General features: G+C 71.6%; 15 protein-coding genes and 1 pseudogene. 5 read left to right on the top strand and 11 right to left on the bottom strand.

The window, feature by feature from the left end; all coding sequences use genetic code 11:
* Positions 1-80 precede the first annotated feature (80 nt).
* Positions 81-1,064: a LacI family DNA-binding transcriptional regulator gene (locus ACILSK_RS16325; RefSeq protein WP_395728330.1), complete on the bottom strand. Its 984-nt coding sequence runs from the start codon at positions 1,062-1,064 to the stop codon at positions 81-83.
* A 566-nt stretch (positions 1,065-1,630) separates the two neighbouring features.
* Here ACILSK_RS16325 and ACILSK_RS16320 point away from each other — a divergent pair.
* Entirely contained in the window at positions 1,631-3,157 is a 1,527-nt protein-coding gene (locus tag ACILSK_RS16320) for a PTS mannitol transporter subunit IICB (protein WP_395728233.1), read from the top strand.
* A 225-nt stretch (positions 3,158-3,382) separates the two neighbouring features.
* Entirely contained in the window at positions 3,383-3,574 is a 192-nt protein-coding gene (locus ACILSK_RS16315) for a PTS sugar transporter subunit IIA (RefSeq protein ID WP_395728232.1), read from the top strand.
* 36 nt (positions 3,575-3,610) lie between these two features.
* On the opposite strand, the gene ACILSK_RS16310 is transcribed toward ACILSK_RS16315, so the two are convergent.
* From ACILSK_RS16310 to ACILSK_RS16300, 3 genes are all read right to left on the bottom strand, one after another.
* Positions 3,611-4,174, bottom strand: a complete 564-nt coding sequence (locus ACILSK_RS16310; RefSeq protein WP_395728329.1) for an NTP transferase domain-containing protein — start codon at positions 4,172-4,174, stop codon at positions 3,611-3,613.
* On the bottom strand, positions 4,171-4,347 hold the full coding sequence (locus ACILSK_RS16305; RefSeq protein ID WP_395728231.1) for a hypothetical protein: 177 nt from the start codon (positions 4,345-4,347) through the stop codon (positions 4,171-4,173). Before ACILSK_RS16305 ends, ACILSK_RS16310 begins: the two co-directional genes overlap by 4 nt.
* 138 nt (positions 4,348-4,485) lie before the next feature.
* Positions 4,486-5,244 (bottom strand): peptidylprolyl isomerase, encoded by a 759-nt coding sequence (locus tag ACILSK_RS16300; RefSeq protein ID WP_395728230.1) that lies wholly within the window; start codon positions 5,242-5,244, stop codon positions 4,486-4,488.
* 95 nt (positions 5,245-5,339) lie between these two features.
* On the opposite strand from ACILSK_RS16300, the gene ACILSK_RS16295 reads away from it, so the two are divergent.
* Both ACILSK_RS16295 and ACILSK_RS16290 read left to right on the top strand, forming a co-directional pair.
* Positions 5,340-7,652, top strand: coding sequence for a helicase-associated domain-containing protein (locus tag ACILSK_RS16295; protein ID WP_395728229.1), 2,313 nt, complete (start codon positions 5,340-5,342; stop codon positions 7,650-7,652).
* Entirely contained in the window at positions 7,652-8,026 is a 375-nt protein-coding gene (locus tag ACILSK_RS16290) for an MmcQ/YjbR family DNA-binding protein (RefSeq protein WP_395728228.1), read from the top strand. Before ACILSK_RS16295 ends, ACILSK_RS16290 begins: the two co-directional genes overlap by 1 nt.
* A 35-nt stretch (positions 8,027-8,061) precedes the next feature.
* Here ACILSK_RS16290 and ACILSK_RS16285 read toward each other — a convergent pair whose 3' ends face one another.
* On the bottom strand, positions 8,062-9,438 hold the full coding sequence (locus ACILSK_RS16285; protein WP_395728227.1) for an amidase: 1,377 nt from the start codon (positions 9,436-9,438) through the stop codon (positions 8,062-8,064).
* A gap of 57 nt (positions 9,439-9,495) precedes the next feature.
* On the bottom strand, positions 9,496-10,203 hold the full coding sequence (locus ACILSK_RS16280) for a hypothetical protein (protein ID WP_395728226.1): 708 nt from the start codon (positions 10,201-10,203) through the stop codon (positions 9,496-9,498).
* A 101-nt stretch (positions 10,204-10,304) separates the two neighbouring features.
* On the opposite strand from ACILSK_RS16280, the gene ACILSK_RS16275 reads away from it, so the two are divergent.
* Positions 10,305-11,276, top strand: coding sequence for an aldo/keto reductase (locus ACILSK_RS16275; protein ID WP_395728225.1), 972 nt, complete (start codon positions 10,305-10,307; stop codon positions 11,274-11,276).
* Between the two features lie 236 nt (positions 11,277-11,512).
* Here ACILSK_RS16275 and ACILSK_RS16270 read toward each other — a convergent pair whose 3' ends face one another.
* From ACILSK_RS16270 to ACILSK_RS16250, 5 genes and pseudogenes are all read right to left on the bottom strand, one after another.
* A complete protein-coding gene (locus ACILSK_RS16270; RefSeq protein ID WP_395728224.1) occupies positions 11,513-14,071 on the bottom strand; it encodes a DEAD/DEAH box helicase in 2,559 nt (852 codons plus the stop codon).
* A 9-nt stretch (positions 14,072-14,080) separates the two neighbouring features.
* Positions 14,081-14,785 carry a DUF4386 domain-containing protein gene (locus tag ACILSK_RS16265; protein WP_395728223.1) on the bottom strand — a complete coding sequence of 235 codons (705 nt, stop codon included), beginning with the start codon at positions 14,783-14,785 and terminating at the stop codon, positions 14,081-14,083.
* 54 nt (positions 14,786-14,839) lie between these two features.
* The gene (locus ACILSK_RS16260; protein ID WP_395728222.1) at positions 14,840-15,787 is read right to left on the bottom strand and encodes an NAD-dependent epimerase/dehydratase family protein; all 948 of its coding nucleotides are present in this window, start codon (positions 15,785-15,787) and stop codon (positions 14,840-14,842) included.
* Positions 15,784-16,365 carry a hypothetical protein gene (locus ACILSK_RS16255; RefSeq protein ID WP_395728221.1) on the bottom strand — a complete coding sequence of 194 codons (582 nt, stop codon included), beginning with the start codon at positions 16,363-16,365 and terminating at the stop codon, positions 15,784-15,786. Before ACILSK_RS16255 ends, ACILSK_RS16260 begins: the two co-directional genes overlap by 4 nt.
* A pseudogene (locus ACILSK_RS16250) lies at positions 16,362-16,580 on the bottom strand (hypothetical protein); the annotation flags it as partial. The gene ACILSK_RS16255 and the pseudogene ACILSK_RS16250, both read right to left, overlap by 4 nt.

Raw genomic sequence — 16,580 nt, 5'->3', positions numbered from 1 at the left:
GACGTGGGTCAGCGCCGACGGAGCACCGGTCGGCGGCTCGGGGGTGGGCACGCCCGCGATGGTAGCCGGGGCCGCCGCGCTCAGGCGGCCGGGCCGACGCGGGTGCGCAGGCAGCACCCACGACGGACCAGCGCGGTCGGCACCACGGTCTGCCGGGGCAGCCGTTTGTCCGGGTTGTCGATGCGCTGGAACAGGCGGGTCGCGGCCAGCCGGCCGAGCTCGGCCGGGTCCTGCTCGACCACGGTGACCGCCGGCGTCAGCGCGTCGGCCATCTCGAAGTCGCCGAAGCCGACCAGGGCGATGTCGGTGCGACCCGCGGCCTGCAACTGCCGGACGATCGGCATCGAACAGTCCGGGCTGGCCGAGAAGACTGCCGTCGGCGGCGCCGGCAGATTCAGCAGCCGCGGCATCACCGGCACGCGATGGGCGTTCCAGGACACCAGGAATGGATCGAGGCCGACTCCACCGTCGAACAGGGTCAGCTCGTAGGTGGTCCGGCGGCGAGCCGTGGTGGGCACGCTCTGCGAATCCCCGGCGAACGCGATCCGGCGGTGCCCGTGATCCAGCAGATGGTTGATCGCCAGCCGGGTGCCGCCGGTGTCGTCGTGCGCGACGAAGGACGCCGTGAGTTTTCGCGGGCGCCGATCCATGAAAACCATCGACGTCCGCTCGCGCCACGGCTTGAGATACGACTGGTCCTCCGCGATCGGTGCGACCAGCAAACCGACCACGTTGCGGCTGAGCAGGGCCTCGATCGCCGGCTGCTCGGCCGCGGGATCGTCACCCAGACACGTCAGGTACATGGCGACCCCCCGCTCGCGGGCCAACCGTTCCACCGACTCGATGACCTGGCCGAAGAACTCGTTGAGGATCGGCACCGCCACCCCGATCGCCGTGTCCTGTCCGGAACGGAAACTTCGCGCCATCACGTTCGGTACGTACTGCAGCTCCTCGACCGCCTGCAGCACCCGCGCGCGCACGTCGTCCGAGACGTACCGGTCGTTGTTCATCACCCGGGACACCGTCTTGGCGCTCACCCCGGCCCGGTGGGCGACGTCCCGCATCGTGCTCACTGGTGCACCTCCCGGTACCCCCGGCTCGCTCGGCAAGCCTCGGTCGGCGATCCTCCCCGGTCCGGCCTCACCGGCTCGGCCGCCCCGGCACCGAACCGCGGCCAGGGCCAACGGCTCGCTCGGCAAGCCTCGCTCACCGCGATCCTCCCCGGTCCGGCCTCACCGGCTCGGCCACCCCGGCGCCGGACCGCTGCCGGTATCCCCGGCTCGCTCGGCACGCCTCGCTCACTGCCGCTCCCTCAACCGGTTGCGCCGCATCGACGGGCGCTGTCCCGCCCGCCGCATCCCGGCCAGTATGTCACCGATGACAGGCACCGCTCTGTCACCGGTGACAGAAACTTTGACCAATTTCTCTGTCACCGGTGACATACCCCCGGGACATGCCCTACAGTTCTCGGCAGTTGAGACCTGAGTCACCCCCGGCTTCCGCCCTGGGCGGGTCTCGATCACATTGTCCTGCTTGTCGATTGCCCAACCGGGAGTCCCGGGAGTGGGCCATGCAGGCATGCCCCGCGGGCCGCAGTCGGGCCCGCCCTGCCCGAGGAAGGGGATCAGTTGTGAGTACCGAAGCGGTACCCGCCAGCAAGACCAGTAGTAGCCGGGTGGCGGTGCAGAAGTTCGGCACGTTCCTGTCCGGGATGATCATGCCGAACATTGCGGCGTTCATCGCGTGGGGTTTCATCACGGCGTTGTTCATCGAGAAGGGGCCGTTCCCGATCGCGGTGATCGGTGGGTTCGGGGTCGATGACGCGGGTGCGGCGAACCCGGGCCTGGTCGGGCCGATGGTGCGGTACATGTTGCCGATCCTGATCGCGGCGCAGGGCGGCCGGATGGTGTACGGGGTGCGCGGCGCGGTGGTGGCGGTGGTCGCGACGATGGGCGTGATCATGAGCACCACGGAGCCGATGTTCATGGGCGCGATGATCATGGGTCCGCTCGCGGCGTGGCTGATGAAGAAGGTCGACGCGATCTGGGACGGCAAGATCAAGCCCGGGTTCGAGATGTTGGTGAACAACTTCTCCGCGGGCATTTTGTCGGCGGGGTTGGCGGTGGCCTCGTTCTATGTGTTCGGGCCGATCTTCCGGGCGATCTCGGATGCGTTGGGCAGTGGGGTGGACTGGCTGATCGCGCACAGTCTGTTGCCGTTGGCGAGCATCATCATCGAGCCGGCGAAGGTGTTGTTCCTGAACAACGCGATCAACCATGGGGTGTTGACGCCGTTGGGGATCAACCAGTCGGCCGAGACGGGGCAGTCGATCCTGTTCCTGTTGGAGGCGAATCCGGGTCCGGGTGTCGGCCTGCTGATCGCGTACTCGATCTTCGGGACGGGCCTGGCGAAGAGCACGGCGCCGGCGGCGGCGATCATCCAGTTCTTCGGTGGGATCCATGAGATCTATTTCCCGTATGTGCTGATGAAGCCGTTGACGTTGCTGGCCACGATCAGCGGTGGGATGGTCGGCATTCTGACGTTGACGATCTTCAACGCGGGGTTGCGGGCGCCGGCGGCGCCGGGGTCGATCATCGCGGTGTTCCTGCAGACGCCGGGCGGCAGTTTCGTCGGGGTCGCGTTGTCGGTGTTGTTGTCGGCGACGACGAGTTTCGTGATTGCCTCGATCATCCTGCGGGCCAGCCGCAAGTCCGATGACAACGGTGATCTGGCGGCGGCGACGGCGCAGATGGAGGGTATGAAGGGGAAGAAGTCGTCGGTGTCGGGGGTGTTGACCGATATCGAGGCCAGTACCGAGCAGGCCGACGAGGCGCGGGAGGCGGCGACCCGGTCGACGCCGATCCGCAAGATCGTGTTCGCCTGTGATGCGGGGATGGGGTCGTCGGCGATGGGTGCGTCGGTGCTCCGGAACAAGATCAAGAAGGCCGGGTTCACCGATGTCACGGTGGTCAACGTGGCGATCGCGAACCTGGTCGACGATGTCGACCTGATCGTCACCCATCAGGACCTGACCCCGCGGGCCCGGGACAAAGCCCCCTCGGCGCAGCATGTCTCGGTGTCCAACTTCATGAGCAGCCCGAAGTACGACGAGATCGTCGAGGAGCTGCGCGAGACCAACGGCGCCCCCGCCACCTGAGCACGAGGCCGTCGTCACCACACCCCGGGATCGGACGCCGGTCCCGGGGTGCTCCACGTCCGGCCCCGTTGGCGGCGCCGCGGTCTCCGCTGCACACCCGCGGGTTCTATGCCATTGTCGGGACCATGAGCGACATCCTCTCTGTCTCGCAGATCAAGACGCCGGGAACGGCGGCCGGCAAGGACGACGCGATCCGGGAGGCCGGGCAGATCCTGGTCGATTCCGGTGCCGTCGGCCCGGAGGGACGGCAACGAGGTCCGGTTCGCCATCGGCATCGCCGGCTACGAGGGCGGCCACCTGGAGATCCTGGGCAAGGTCGCGATCATCTTCTCGGACATGGACGAGGTCGACAAGCTGATCGCCGCCGGCTCCGCGCAGGAGATCTACGACCTGCTCAACGCGGTGAACGACGACTGACCTCGGGCAGGGGGCCGACCGGCCGGGTGCGTTCTTTCAGGACGCGCCCGGCCGATCGACGTCGGTGCCCGTGGCGAGGTCCCCGCACTCGACCAGTCTCGCCCCGTGATCGGCGAGGTAGCGGCGGGCGCCCTGGTCGCCGGTCGCGGAGGCCAGCACCCCCGGCCAGTGGTCGCGGCCCAGCAGCACCGGGTGCCCCGGCCGTCCCTCGTAGCCGGCCCGCGCCAGCGTCGCGCCGATCGGACCGGTGGCCGCGGCGACGAGCCGGCCGACGACCGCCTCGCCCACGTCCGGCAGGTCGACCAGCATCACCACCGCGGCGTCGACGTCGTCGGGCATCGCCAGCAAGCCGGCCCGCAGACTGGATCCCATCCCTCGCGCGAAATCCTCGTTACGCACGGTCAGGACTCCGGCCGGCAGCAACGAGGTCACCTCGTCGGCACCGGCACCCACCACCACGGCGATCGGGTCGCGGCCGGCGAGCGCGGCCAGCGCGCGAAGCACCCAGGGGCCGTCGCCGGTGTCCACCAGCGCCTTGGGCCGCCCGTACCGGCGGCCCGAGCCGGCGGCCAGCAGCAGCCCGGCGACCCGCGAGGTCAGCGGTTGATGACCGTCGTCGGATGCGTGTACGGCACCTTGGTCAGGGGGAACTCGACGTCGCCGAACGGCGAGAGGGCGCCCTGCACGTCGGTGCTCAACTCGGTGAGCGGGTGCTCCCCATCCGGCAGTTCGGGCCAGGTCGGGTCGACGCCCTTGCCTCGCTTGGCGGCCACGGGTCCTCCTCGGTTCGGCCGTGCGCTCGCTTGGCGCTGGTCCGGCGGGCGGCTGCGCCCACCCCCATTCTGGACCACCCGCCCGGACCGGCTCAACCGGACACCCGTCACCACCGATCGGCCGGGTGGCCGCGGGCGTCAGGATTCGGCGATCGTGACCGACTCGATGGTGACCGGACGGATCGGCGCGCCGCTGCCCGGCGACGATTCCAGATCCGAAATGGCCTGGAGCACATCGAGTCCCTCGGTCGTCCGGCCGAACACCACGTAGCTGCCGGCACTGTCGCCGATGGCTCCTGGATCGCCCAGGTAGCTGCCCGCCGCGCGGGACAGGAAGAAGAACTGGCCGCCGCCGCTGTCCGGCCCGGAGTTGGCCATGGCGATGACGCCCGGCGCGTAGTCCGCCGTCGAGAACGGCAGCCCCTCATCGGGAATGGTGTAACCCGGGCCCGGATCCCGGTTGTTCTGGGTATGCGGTGAGCCACCCTGGACGATGCCCGTCCGCGCCTCGGTGCGGAACAGGACCGTGCCATCGAAGTAGCCGGAGCGGGCCAGGTTGACGAAGTTGTTGGCCGCGATCGGGGTGCGCGCGGTGTCGAGCTGGACGACGACCGTTCCCTCCGAGGTCGTGACCGTCGCCGTGTACGCCTTGCCGGGGTCCAGGCAGTCGGCGAAGGCGTCGGCGAACTCCAGCACCGGCGTCGCGGCCCCGCCGGCCGGGGCGCAGGCGCCGGTTCCGTATCCGGCTCCCGCGCTCGAGGTCGCACCGGCCGAAGCGGCTGCCCGGGTGCCGGCGCCGGCCGGCGAGGTGGACGGGGTGGAGCACGCCGCCAGCAGGCCGACGACGATCGCCATCGTCGGCATCGCGGCGCGCGGCCACCTGACCCGGGTCTTCATGGGTCCAGGACCCTACCGCCCGGCCCGGACGGCGCCGGTTCGGCGTCCGATCACCGTGGTCGGATCCCCGGGCTCGGATCAATAGGGTGGATGTGATGCCCTCGACCCTGGACTGGCTGCGCGCCCGCGACGACCACGAGCTGGTCGCGTTGTTGCGCGCCCGGCCGGACCTGACGGTGCCCGCGCCCAGCGACCTCACCGTGCTCGCCGGGCGCCTGAACACCGGCCCATCGGTCTGGCGGGCGATGGAGTCGCTGAACGCCTTCCACATCCAGGTGTTGCAGGCGTTGGCCGTGCTGGACGCGGAGAAGCGCGCCGTGCCCCGATCCGTGCTGCAGACCCTGCTCGGGGCCGCGGTGCCCGACGCCGCGGTGACCGCCGCGCTCGCCCGGCTCGAGGCGTTGGCCCTGGTCCGGGGGCATGACCCGGTGGCGATGCCGGCCGCGGTGCTGGCCGTGCTCGACGGGTTGCCGGCCGGCCTGGCCGGTCCGGGATCCCTCACCGTCGAGCAGGCCGGGGCGGCCTTGGCCGGCCTCGACCCGGCGGCCCGCGGAATCGTCGACCGGCTCGCGCACGGCATACCACGGGGCACCACCGACCCCCGGTCGTCCGTCGGCCGGAAGGTGTCGGCGCTGGTCAAGGCCGGCCTGTTGCGCCGGGTGGACGCCGACACGGTGGAATTGCCCCGCGAGGTCGCACTGGCCGCCCGCGGCGACGAGCCGCTCGGGCCGATCCGGGTCCATCCGCCGGAGGCCGGGAGGACCGACCACGGCGTGCGGACGGTGGACGGAACCGCGGCCGGGCAGGCGCTCGCCGCCGTCGACCGGGTTCGCCGGCTGCTGGAGCTGATCGGGCAGAACCCCCCGCCAGCGTTGCGGTCGGGCGGCCTGGGCATCCGTGAGCTGCGCCGGCTCGCGAAGGCGAGCGGTGAGGACGAGCGCACCACCGCCCTGGACGTCGAGCTGCTGGCCGCCATGGAGCTGATCGCCGCCGAGCACCCGCGCAACCGGGCGACCGAGCTGTGGACGCCGACCGAGCGGGCCGACGGGTTCCTCGAGCTGGCGGACGAGGCGGCCTGGGCCGACCTGGCCTCGACCTGGCTCGACCTGCGGCGCAATCCCGCGCGCGCCGGGAGTAAGGACGCCACCGACAAGATCCGGAACGCACTGTCCCCCGAGCTGTCCTGGATCCGCGGGCCGATCGACCGGCGGTTCGTGCTGGGCATGCTGGCCGAGCTCCCACCGGGCAGCGGGCTATCCGAACCGGGGCTGGCCGACCGGATCGCGTGGCGGTCCCCGCTGCGGCCGCCGGATCAGCGCCGGGCCGTGCTGGACGCAACGATCGTCGAGGCCACGGCGCTGGGGGTGGTGGCGTTCGGGGGCCTGAGCTCAGCCGGCCGGGCCCTGGTGTCCGGACGGGAGGCGGCCTGGGCGGCGGCCCGCGACGCCCTGACCGCGGCCGTCCCGAAGCCGGTGGACCGGGTGATGGTGCAGGCCGATCTGACCGTGGTGGCCCCGGGCCGGCTGGTGCCCGAGCTGGCCGCCCGGCTGGGACAGGCCGCGGACATCGAATCGAGCGGGTCGGCGTCCGTCTACCGGGTCACCCCTCAGTCGGTGCGACGCGCGCTCGACCTCGGTGTGACGACCGCCGAGCTGCACGAGCTGTTCCGCACCCACTCGATCACCGGGGTGCCGCAGGCGCTGGAGTACCTGATCGACGACGTCGGCCGGCGCTACGGCACGCTGCGGCTGGGCCAGGCCAGCACCTACCTGCGCAGCGACGACCCGGCCCTGATCGACCAGGCGATCGCGCAGGCGGCATCCATGGGCATCGACGTCCGACGGTTGGCGCCGACCGTGGCGATCTCCACGACAGCCATTCCGGAGCTGATGACGACCCTGCGGGCCGGCGGCCTGGTGCCGGCCGCCGAGGACGGTTCCGGCGCGCTGCTGGACCTGCGGGCCAAACCCTCCCGAGTGAAACTACCCGCGCCGCAGCAGCACTGGCGGGAGCCGCCGACGGCGACGGCGGACCAGCTGGCCGCCCTGGTGAGCCGGATGCGCAGCGCCGACCGGGCGGCCCCGGCCGTGCCGATGGGCGACGCGACGGTCGGCGACCTGCTCGAACAGCTGCGGTCCGCGGCGCGGGACCGGCAACCGACCTGGATCGGGTACGCCGACGCCCAGGGGGTCAACGCGCGGCGGATCGTGGAGCCGATCACCGTCACCCCCGGCAAGCTCGTCGCCTTCGACCGGACCCGGGGTGAGGTGCGCAACTTCCCGTTGCATCGGATCACCTCGGTGGCCGTCGCGGACGACGACCCGGGGCAGATCGCCGACGGGTCGGCGGCGGCGACCGGCGCCCCGGGGCCGGTGCCGGCCGCCGAGCCGGCCGGGGGGAGCGTGTGATGAGCCGGGCCTCGCTGCTGGCCTACTGCCTCGCCAAACCCGCTGCCTGGCTGGACGAACCGTGGGAAGGCGACGAGGTCGTCAAGGTCGGCGACAAGATCTTCGCCTTCTTCGGCTCGCCCGAGCGGCTCGCGATCGGCTTGAAATGCGGCCGGACCAAGGATGATTCGCGGGAGTGGCGGGATCGCTACCCCGACGATGTCACCGTCAGTGCCTACATCGGCCGGTACGGCTGGAACAGCTTCGTCGTCGGTGGTGCGGTGCCGGACGACGAGCTGCTGGAGGCGATCGATCTGTCGTACGAGAATGTTGTTGCTCGGTTGCCGCGCTCGAAGCGACCGGTCGATCCCGAACGGCGGGACGGCCCGGCCTGATCCGGGACTCGCCGCTGGGCCCCGATTCGTCGAAATCAGAGCGACGGTGATCGGCGTACCGAGGTCAGCGGCGCCGTGCGGGTCCACGGCGCGTGTCGTTCGATCTGCCTGGCGAGCGACAGCAGCACCATCTCCCCGCCGGGCGGCGCGGCCAATTGCACGGCGACCGGGAGCCCGGTGGCGCTGTCCCGGCCGGCGGGCACCGTCATCGCCGGCCAGCGCAGCACGTTCCAGATCGAGGTGTAGGGCGAGAACCGCACATCGGCAATCGTGTTGGCCAGGAAGCCGGCCCGGCTGCGCGGAACGGCGGCCGGTGGGTCGTGGGCCAGCGAGGGGGTGAGCACCACATCGGCGTCGCCGATGACGTCCAGCACCCGTCGTTCCGCCGCGGCGGCCTGCCCGTCGCGGACGGGGTAGACATGGCGGGCCACGCCGGCCACGGCCAGGTGCCCGCGGGTGCGTCGCTGCAATCGCGACCGGTCGAGGCCACGGGCATCGGCGGCCGGCCCGCCCAGCCAGCGGGTGATCGGAGGCAGCACCGGGTACGTCAGGCGCACCGGCTCGGTTCGGTGCCCGAGGTCGGCGAGCAACCGCTCGACCCGGCGGCCGGCGTCCAGCCATCGCGGCGCCGTGCGCAGCCACGGCACCGGGGAGTGCAGGGCCACCGCGATCCGGCGCGGGCCGCCAGCCGCGTCGGGCCCGAGCGGGCGACCGGCCAGCACCGCCATCGTCAGCGCCAGATCGTCGACTGTGGTGGCCAGGCAACCGTTCTCAGCGATGCCGTGCCAGGAGTCGACGCCCAGCCCGGCCGGCACCACTGCCGGGCCGGGCTTCAGTCCGACCAGGCCGCAGCACGCCGCGGGGATGCGGATCGACCCCATCCCGTCGGCGGCGTGGGCGATCGGGACCATCCCGGCGGCCACCGCGACCGCACTCCCACCGGACGAGCCACCCGGAGACCGGCTGGTGTCCCAGGGGTTCCGGGTGGTCCGGTGCGGGGTATCGGTGCTGCCGAAGATGCACAGCTCCGGGACGGCGGTGATCCCAACGACCACCGCGCCGGCCGCCCGCAGCCGCGCCACCACCGGATGGTCGTGGGGTTGGGGTTCGTCGGAGGTGGCCGAAGAGCCGATCCGCAGCGGTTCGCCGGCGACGGCGACGTTGTCCTTGATCGCCACCGGCACGCCGGCCAGGGGCAGGTCGGCCAGGTCGGAGCGATCGGCCAGCGCGGCGGACTCGCGCCGGGCGGCCTCTCCGCGCACCCGGACGAACGCGCCCAGCGGACCGTCGCGCTCGGTGATCCGGCGCAGGGCCTGCGCGGTGGGCCGGTCCGGCGCGACGCGACCCGCCCGGACGGCGGCGGCCACTCCCGTCGCCGTCCACTCGTCGGCCCAGCCGCGCGCCGCTGTCACGGCATGCCCGGTCGGACGAGCGCAGCGAGACCGCCCATCACCACCGTGGGGATCCGCTCACGGCATCCCCAAACAGACGACTTCACGATCGGCCCGGTGGACCAGCGTGTCGAGGGTGCCGGCCGGGCATCCCTGCGCGCTGACGGTGTCGCTGAGCACGGCAATCACCCGGAAGAGTCCGCGCGGGGTGCTGCCCGTCGTGCGGCACGGGGCCTTGCCGATGTCGTCGGTGTTGCCGGCGTAGAGGCAGTCGCCGACCCGGGCCAGATAGTTCAGGCACATCACCGAGCTGTCGCGGGTGACCAGCACGACGTCGGACGACGTCGCCGCACAGCGGCGATCGTCGGTGGTGCTGTCGAACCGGGCCGCGATGACGAACTCGGCCTCGGGCGCGTCGCAGTCCAGGGCGATCACCGTGGTGCCACCGGACGAGGCCAGGCAGTCACCCTGCCGCAGATCGGCGGCGGTTCCGGTGCTGCCGCTGCCGGACGACACCAGGCCGGCGATCACCACCGCCAGGGCCACCAGGCCCAGGCAGGTCACCGCGAGGATCGCCCGGCGGCGCGGTTTGCCGTCGTCGAAGGATCCGAGCACGGCGTGCGGCATCGTCGACGAGTCGGGGACGACGAACCCACCGGGCCCCGGTGGGGCCGGCGTCGGCGGTTCAGGGAGGCCGATCGGCCGGATCTGCTCGGGCGGAACGCCTCCGGGCCCGATCCGCAGCGCACTCCAGCCGGCTTTCGGGTTGCCCGGCCGTTCCTGCACGGTCCCAGCGTCCCACGAGCGGGCCCGCCACCGCGCTTCCGTGGGGTGGGATCCCGCGGCCACCGCCCTCCCCGCGGCGGGTCGTGGTTAGCCTGGCGAACATGGGACAACCAGCACTCCGCCGGCTCGGCACCTCCGGTCTCGCCGTGTCCGCGACGGGTCTCGGCTGCAACAACCTGGGCCGGCCGGGCACCGTCACCGAATCATTCGAGGGCACCCAGGCCCTGATCGACGCCGCGCTGGACGCCGGCATCACCTTGTACGACGTCGCGGACATCTACGGCACCCCGCAGGGCCGCAGCGAGGAACTCCTGGGTGCCGCGCTGGGCAAGCGGCGGGCGGATGTGATCGTCGCGACCAAGTTCGGCATGGACATGCACGGCGTCGACGGCCCGGACTTCGACGCCCGCGGTTCCCGCTGGTACGTGCGCCGCGCGGTGGAGAATTCGCTGCGCCGGCTGCAGACGGATTGGATCGACCTCTACCAGCTGCACCAGCCGGACCCGGCGACGCCGATCGCCGAGACCTTGGCCGCCCTGGACGAACTGGTGGCCGAGGGCAAGGTGCGCTATGTCGGGCATTCGAACTTCGCCGGTTGGCAGGTCGCCGACGCCGCGTGGCAGGCCCGGGTCGATCATCGGACCCCCTTCATCTCGGCGCAGAACGAGTACTCGTTGCTCAACCGGGGCCTGGAGGCCGAATTGCTGCCGGCGGCCCGCGAGTTCGGGCTGGGCGTGCTGCCGTTCTACCCGCTGGCCAACGGTCTGCTGTCCGGCAAGTACACCCGGGGCGCCGCCCCGCGCGGCAGCCGGCTGCAGGCGATCAAACCGGAGCTGCTGGATTCCGCGCCATGGGACCGACTGGAACGGTTGCAGACGTTCGCCGATGAGCGCGGCGTCACGATGCTGCAGGTCGCGTTCGGCTGGCTGCTGGCCCAGGAACCGGTGACGGCGGTGATCGCCGGCGCGACCACCCCGGAGCAGATCCGGGCGAACGCCGAGGCCGGCACCGTCTGGACACCCGGCGCCGCCGACCTCGACGAGATCGACACGATCTTCCCCGGTCCGGCCTGACCGCGCCGGTCCGGGCGGAGCCGGCCCATGCCACGTCGGCTCGAGGTGCTCCGGGCCGGGAGTCGCGCCCGCATTCCACTCCACCTGGGTCGACTCCACTCCTTGGCGCCACGGAGTGGAATCGCTCCGCCTGGAGTGGAGTCGCCACTGCGTCGGTCTCCGGCACCGGCGCCACGATCCGGCGGACGTTCGGCAGGCCTGGGGCCTGCCGATGTTCCGCAGTCACCGTGCCGGCGTCAGCCGGTGGCCGGCCCGAGGTCAAGGACGGTGAGCACCGGCTCCCCCGCCTCGTCGGACTCGGCCAGATCGACCTCGACGGACAGCCCCCAGTCCCGGTCGCCGGCCGGGTCGTCGAAGATCTGCCGCACGTGCCACTTCTCGGACATCCGTTGAACCAGCACGAACGCCGACGACCGGGCGTCCGGCCCGATGCCCAGCGAGTCGTACTCGTCCCAGTAGCCGCGCATCGCCGAGTCCCACGAGTCGGCCCGCCAGCCCTGCGCCGCATGCAGCTCGCCCAGCGCCGCATAGTCCTCCCGGGCCAGCAGCTCGAGCCGGCGGAACAGCGCGTTGCGCACCATGACGGTGAAACCCCGCTCGTTGGCGCTGATCCCGCGGGCCGCGAGCGGCGGCCGCACCTCGCCGGAGCTGCCGGGCAGGATCAGCTCGTCGGCGTCCGGATGGGCCAACGCCTCCCACTCGTCGAGCAGGCTGGAGTCGACGCCACGGACGAGTTCACCGAGCCAGGAGGTGATGTCGGTCAGGTCCTCCGTCCGGGCCGACGGCGGAATCGTGCGACGCAGCGCCCGGTAGGCGTCGGCGAGATACCGCAGCACCACCCCCTCCGAGCGGGTCAGCGCGTAGAACGCGACGTACTCGGAGAACGTCATCGCCCGCTCGTACAGGTCCCGGACGACCGATTTCGGTTCCGGCTGGTACTCGGCGATCCACGGGTGACCCTTGCGGTAGGAGTCGTAGGCGACCTCGACCAGGTCGGCGAGCGGCTTGGGGTAGTCGACGTCCTCGAGCAGCTCCATCCGTTCCTCGTACTCGATGCCGTCGGCCTTCATCGCGGCGACCGCCTCGCCGCGGGCCTTGAACCGCTGCGCCGACAGCACCGGGAACGGCCCGTCCAGGGTGGCCTCGATCAGCGAGACGGCATCCAGTGCGTAGGTGTCCGACTCGATGTCGAGGATGTCCAGGGCAGCCAGGGCCAGCGGCGACAATGGTTGGTCGAGCGCGAAATCCAGCTGCAGGTCGGTGGTCAGCCGGTACCGGCGGCCGGTCTCGTCCGGCTGGTCCAGCCGCTCGACCACCCCGGCGGCGATGAGGCCCTTGGCGATCGCGATGGCCCGCAACGCATGTCGTAGCTGCCGGGGGCGTGGTTCGTGGCTGCCCTCGAGCAGCGCCCGCATGTGCTCGAACGCGTTGCCGGGCCGCGACACGACACCGAGCACCATCGCGTGGGACACCCGGAAATGGGAGGTCAGTGGCTCCGGCTGGGCGACGACGAGCTTGTCGAACGTGGTCTCCGACCAGTTGACGAAGCCCTCGGGCGGCTTGCGCCGGACCACCTTCCGCTTCTTGGCCGGATCGTCACCGGCCTTGGCCACGGCCCGTTGGTTCTCGATCACGTGCTCGGGGGCCAGCACCACGACGTCACCGGCGACGTCGAAGCCGGCCCGGCCGGCCCGGCCGGCGATCTGATGGAACTCCCGCGCGGACAGCAGCCGGGTACGCCTCCCGTCGTACTTGCTCAACGAGGTGAACAGCACGGTGCGGATGGGCACGTTGATGCCGACGCCGAGGGTGTCGGTGCCGCAAATGACCTTCAGCAGGCCGGACTGGGCGAGCTTTTCCACCAGCCGCCGGTACTTGGGCAGCATCCCGGCGTGGTGCACCCCGATGCCGTGCCGGACCAGCCGGGACAGCGCCCGGCCGAAGCCCGGCGAGAAGCGGAATTCACCGATGACGTCGGCGATCTCGTCCCGTTCCGCCCGGGACGCGACGGCGATGCTGGACAGCGCCTGGGCCCGTTCCAGGGCGGCGGCCTGGGTGAAATGAACGATGTAGACCGGCGCCCGTTTGGTCTCCAGCAGGTCCTGCAGGGTCTCGGTGAGCGGCACCAGCGTGTAGGAGTAATGCAACGGGACCGGGCGGGGCACGTCGGTGATCACCGCGGTGGACCGGCCGGTGCGCGTGGTCAGGTCGTCGGCGAAGAACCTGACGTCACCCAGGGTCGCGGACATCAGCACGAACTGGGCGTGCCGAAGCTCCAGCAGCGGCACCTGCCAGGCCCAGCCGCGTTGCGGGTCGCCGTAGTAGTGGAACTCGTCCATCACCACGACGCCGGCGTCGGCGTCCGCACCCCCGCGCAGCGCGACCGAGGCCAGGATCTCCGCCGTGCAGCAGATGATCGGGGCGGCGGCGTTGACCGCTGAGTCACCGGTGATCATGCCGACCGCGGATGCGCCGAAGATGTCGACCAGGTCGAAGAACTTCTCCGAGACCAGCGCCTTGATCGGCGCCGTGTAGTAGGCACGCCGGCCGGTGGCGAGTCCGTTGAACAGCGCGGCGGTGGCGACGAGGCTCTTCCCGGAGCCGGTCGGGGTGCCCAGGATGACATTGGAATCGGCGACGATCTCCAGGAGTGACTCCTCCTGGTGGGTGTACAGCGGCAGCCCGCGCGCCGCGGCCCAGGTGGCGAACACGTCGTATAGCTGGTCGGCGTCGGCACCGGGCGGCGGTTCCAGCAGAGCCGCCGCCCCCGGAGCGGAGGCGGCGGCTCGGGTCATGACGTTCAGCTAACCACGAGCGGCGACGGCCGGGGCCGCTGTCCGGGCCAGGGCCGGCGCGGCCGCTCGCCACAGCACCACGGCCATCACGATCAGCCACAGGCACCACAGCACGTAGCCGGCGAAGTTGCTCAGGCTCGCGATGCCGACCTCGAGCGGGATGAGAACGCCGGTCGCGATCAGGGCCGCCGAGGCGTAGCCCAGGATCCGCACCCAGATCGGTGCCGCGACGGCCCGGACGACCAGCACGGTGAAGGTCGCGGTCAGCGCATAGCCGATCGTCTCGCCGACGATGGTGCCCAGCCAGAAGTGCAGCCCCTCGAATCGCTGCACCGCGGCCGCGGCCGTCGCGGGGTCCAGTGCGTCCGCGCTGACGCCGGGGATCAGCAGCACCCAACGGGACAGGCCGACGACCTGCACCACGGCGGCGGCGACGCCGACGATCGCGATCATCCGGCCGAGCGACCCGCCGGCGAGCCGGCCGAGCAGGATCCCGGCCGGGGCGAGCAGCGCGGCGCTGACCGCCAGGACACCGAACCAGGTGGTGACGCCGGACTGGTGGTCCCGGAACGAGGCGAGGATCTCGGCGGCCGGATGCTTCAGCACGGCCGGGTAGTCGAAGATCGAGCCGAGGGCGGTGAATCCGGCGATGGCCAAGGCGGCGGCCGTGAACAGCAGCGCGGCGGTGGTGCGGCGAATGGTGCGGTCGGACATGATTCCCTCTCTCGGTTCGGCTTTGGTGCGGCTCGGGGTGGCGGTGGTGGCCGGTCAGGCCGGGACCGGCGCGGCGGCTCGATCGGCGTACCAGCCAAAGGTGCTGGCCAGCGCGGACTCCAGCGGGGTAGCCGGCTCGCCGAATGTGCTGCGGAACGCCGAGTCGTCGACCACCCACCGGTCGGTGAACTGGTAGAGGGTGTGCAGGTACTCGCGCATCATCGGCTTGACGACGCCGATCGCGCGGAGCGTGGGACGGCCCGCCGCAAACAGCTTCGGCCGGTGCCCGGCCAGACCGTAGACGTGATCGACGATCTGCCGGGTGGTCCACGCGGGTGCCACCGGCAGGTGCCAGATGTGGCCCAGCGCCGCCGGTTCCGTGCCGAGCGTGACCAGAGCGGCAGCCACATCCGGGGTGTAGGAGTAGCTGTGCAAGGTGTCGGGGTCACCCATCACCTGCGCCGTGCGTCCGGTCACCGCGGTGCCGAACACCGTGTCGCCCAGGGCCGACTGGGTGGCGCCCGGACCGAAGTAGTCCGAGGCCCGACCGATGACGACCGGCAGCTCACCCGCCCGGTGCGCGTCGAGCAACTCGGTCGTCATCGCCGCCCGGGTGGCTGCCTTGGCCGAGGTCGGCTGCACGGCCATGGTTTCCACCAGGTCCCGGCCATTGGCCGGGCCGTAGGTGTACAGGTTGTCCAGCACGACCAGTCGAGCACCGGCGGCGCGGGCCCCGGCCAGCACGCCGTGCTGCATGGGCGGGAACTCCTGCGGCCACCGGTCGTAGTGGGAGGCGTTGAGGCAGAAGTACACCGCATCGGCGGCGGCCGTGATGCGGGTGGTGAACTCGGCATCGGTGGCGTCCCCGCCCACGACCGTGGCGCCGCGGATCCGGCCGCGCCCGCTGCGATTCACGGCGATCACGTCGTGACCGTCGGCAACGAGTTGCTCGACAACGAGCCGGCCGATCTGCCCGGTGCCGAAGACGATGTGGCGGCTCATGACGCGCTCCTGACGGACGTGCGAACAAGGGTGAGCGGGAGGACAAGAGTGGCGGCAGTGACGCTGACGGCGCCGATCGCGCCGAACACGGTGAACTGGTTGTCGACCTGCACGCCGGCGACGGTGATCAGGGCCCAGGCGAGCGCCCAGCAGACGGCCAGGTAGAGCGGCCAGACCAGGGCGAACCGGGGTCGACGACGGCGGAGCACGACACCCTGCGCCGCGCCGACGGCCAGCCCGGACAGCGCCCCCTCAATCATCAGGGATGGCAGATCGGTGGCGAAACCGACGGCGGTCGCGCCGATACCAAGGCCAACGGCCAGACCACCGGCGGTGGCCGCGATCCATCCGGCCGGGTTCGGCATCAGCCGGCCGAGGCCGAGGACCTGGGCGGTACCCAGCACCGCACCGGTGATCAGCCCGCCGGCGAGGGCGGCGGTGAGGCTGTCCACCCGGCCGACGGTGAGCATGGCGGCCAGGCCGCCGAGCGGGAAGCCGACGAAGCTGATCATCCACCGGGCCGCGACGATCCATCGATTGGACCGGACCTGATCGGGGTGTTCGCGAGTATCCATCATGCACGCTCCTCGGTGGCCGCAGGATCCGCGATCCAGGCGGCCAGCTCGTGGTCGGGGTAGTCGGCCAGGTGGTCCCGGGCCAGGGCATCGAGCAACTCGGCGTCGCCGCCGAGGCGGGCGGCAGCCAGCGCGACCAGTTGGCGGTCGCGGGTGGTGGTGGCGCATCGCTGCGCCCGGTCGAGCGCCGGAGTTGTCCGGCCGGCCAGGATCGCGGC

Source organism: Nakamurella sp. (genome assembly GCF_044224575.1).
Lineage (GTDB): Bacteria > Actinomycetota > Actinomycetes > Mycobacteriales > Nakamurellaceae > Nakamurella.
The sequence above is the reverse complement of the archived record's forward strand: the minus strand, read 5'-3'. Positions and strand labels throughout refer to the sequence as shown.

Excerpts from the sequence above, each read along its gene's own strand:
- ACILSK_RS16290 (WP_395728228.1), top strand. The coding sequence starts at position 7,652 with ATGAGCCGGGCCTCGCTGCTGGCCTACTGCCTCGCCAAACCCGCTGCC.
- ACILSK_RS16300 (WP_395728230.1), bottom strand. The coding sequence starts at position 5,244 with ATGAAGACCCGGGTCAGGTGGCCGCGCGCCGCGATGCCGACGATGGCG.
- ACILSK_RS16275 (WP_395728225.1), top strand. The coding sequence starts at position 10,305 with ATGGGACAACCAGCACTCCGCCGGCTCGGCACCTCCGGTCTCGCCGTG.
- ACILSK_RS16325 (WP_395728330.1), bottom strand. The coding sequence starts at position 1,064 with ATGCGGGACGTCGCCCACCGGGCCGGGGTGAGCGCCAAGACGGTGTCC.
- ACILSK_RS16295 (WP_395728229.1), top strand. The coding sequence starts at position 5,340 with ATGCCCTCGACCCTGGACTGGCTGCGCGCCCGCGACGACCACGAGCTG.
- ACILSK_RS16265 (WP_395728223.1), bottom strand. The coding sequence starts at position 14,785 with ATGTCCGACCGCACCATTCGCCGCACCACCGCCGCGCTGCTGTTCACG.
- ACILSK_RS16260 (WP_395728222.1), bottom strand. The coding sequence starts at position 15,787 with ATGAGCCGCCACATCGTCTTCGGCACCGGGCAGATCGGCCGGCTCGTT.
- ACILSK_RS16255 (WP_395728221.1), bottom strand. The coding sequence starts at position 16,365 with ATGATGGATACTCGCGAACACCCCGATCAGGTCCGGTCCAATCGATGG.
- ACILSK_RS16270 (WP_395728224.1), bottom strand. The coding sequence starts at position 14,071 with ATGACCCGAGCCGCCGCCTCCGCTCCGGGGGCGGCGGCTCTGCTGGAA.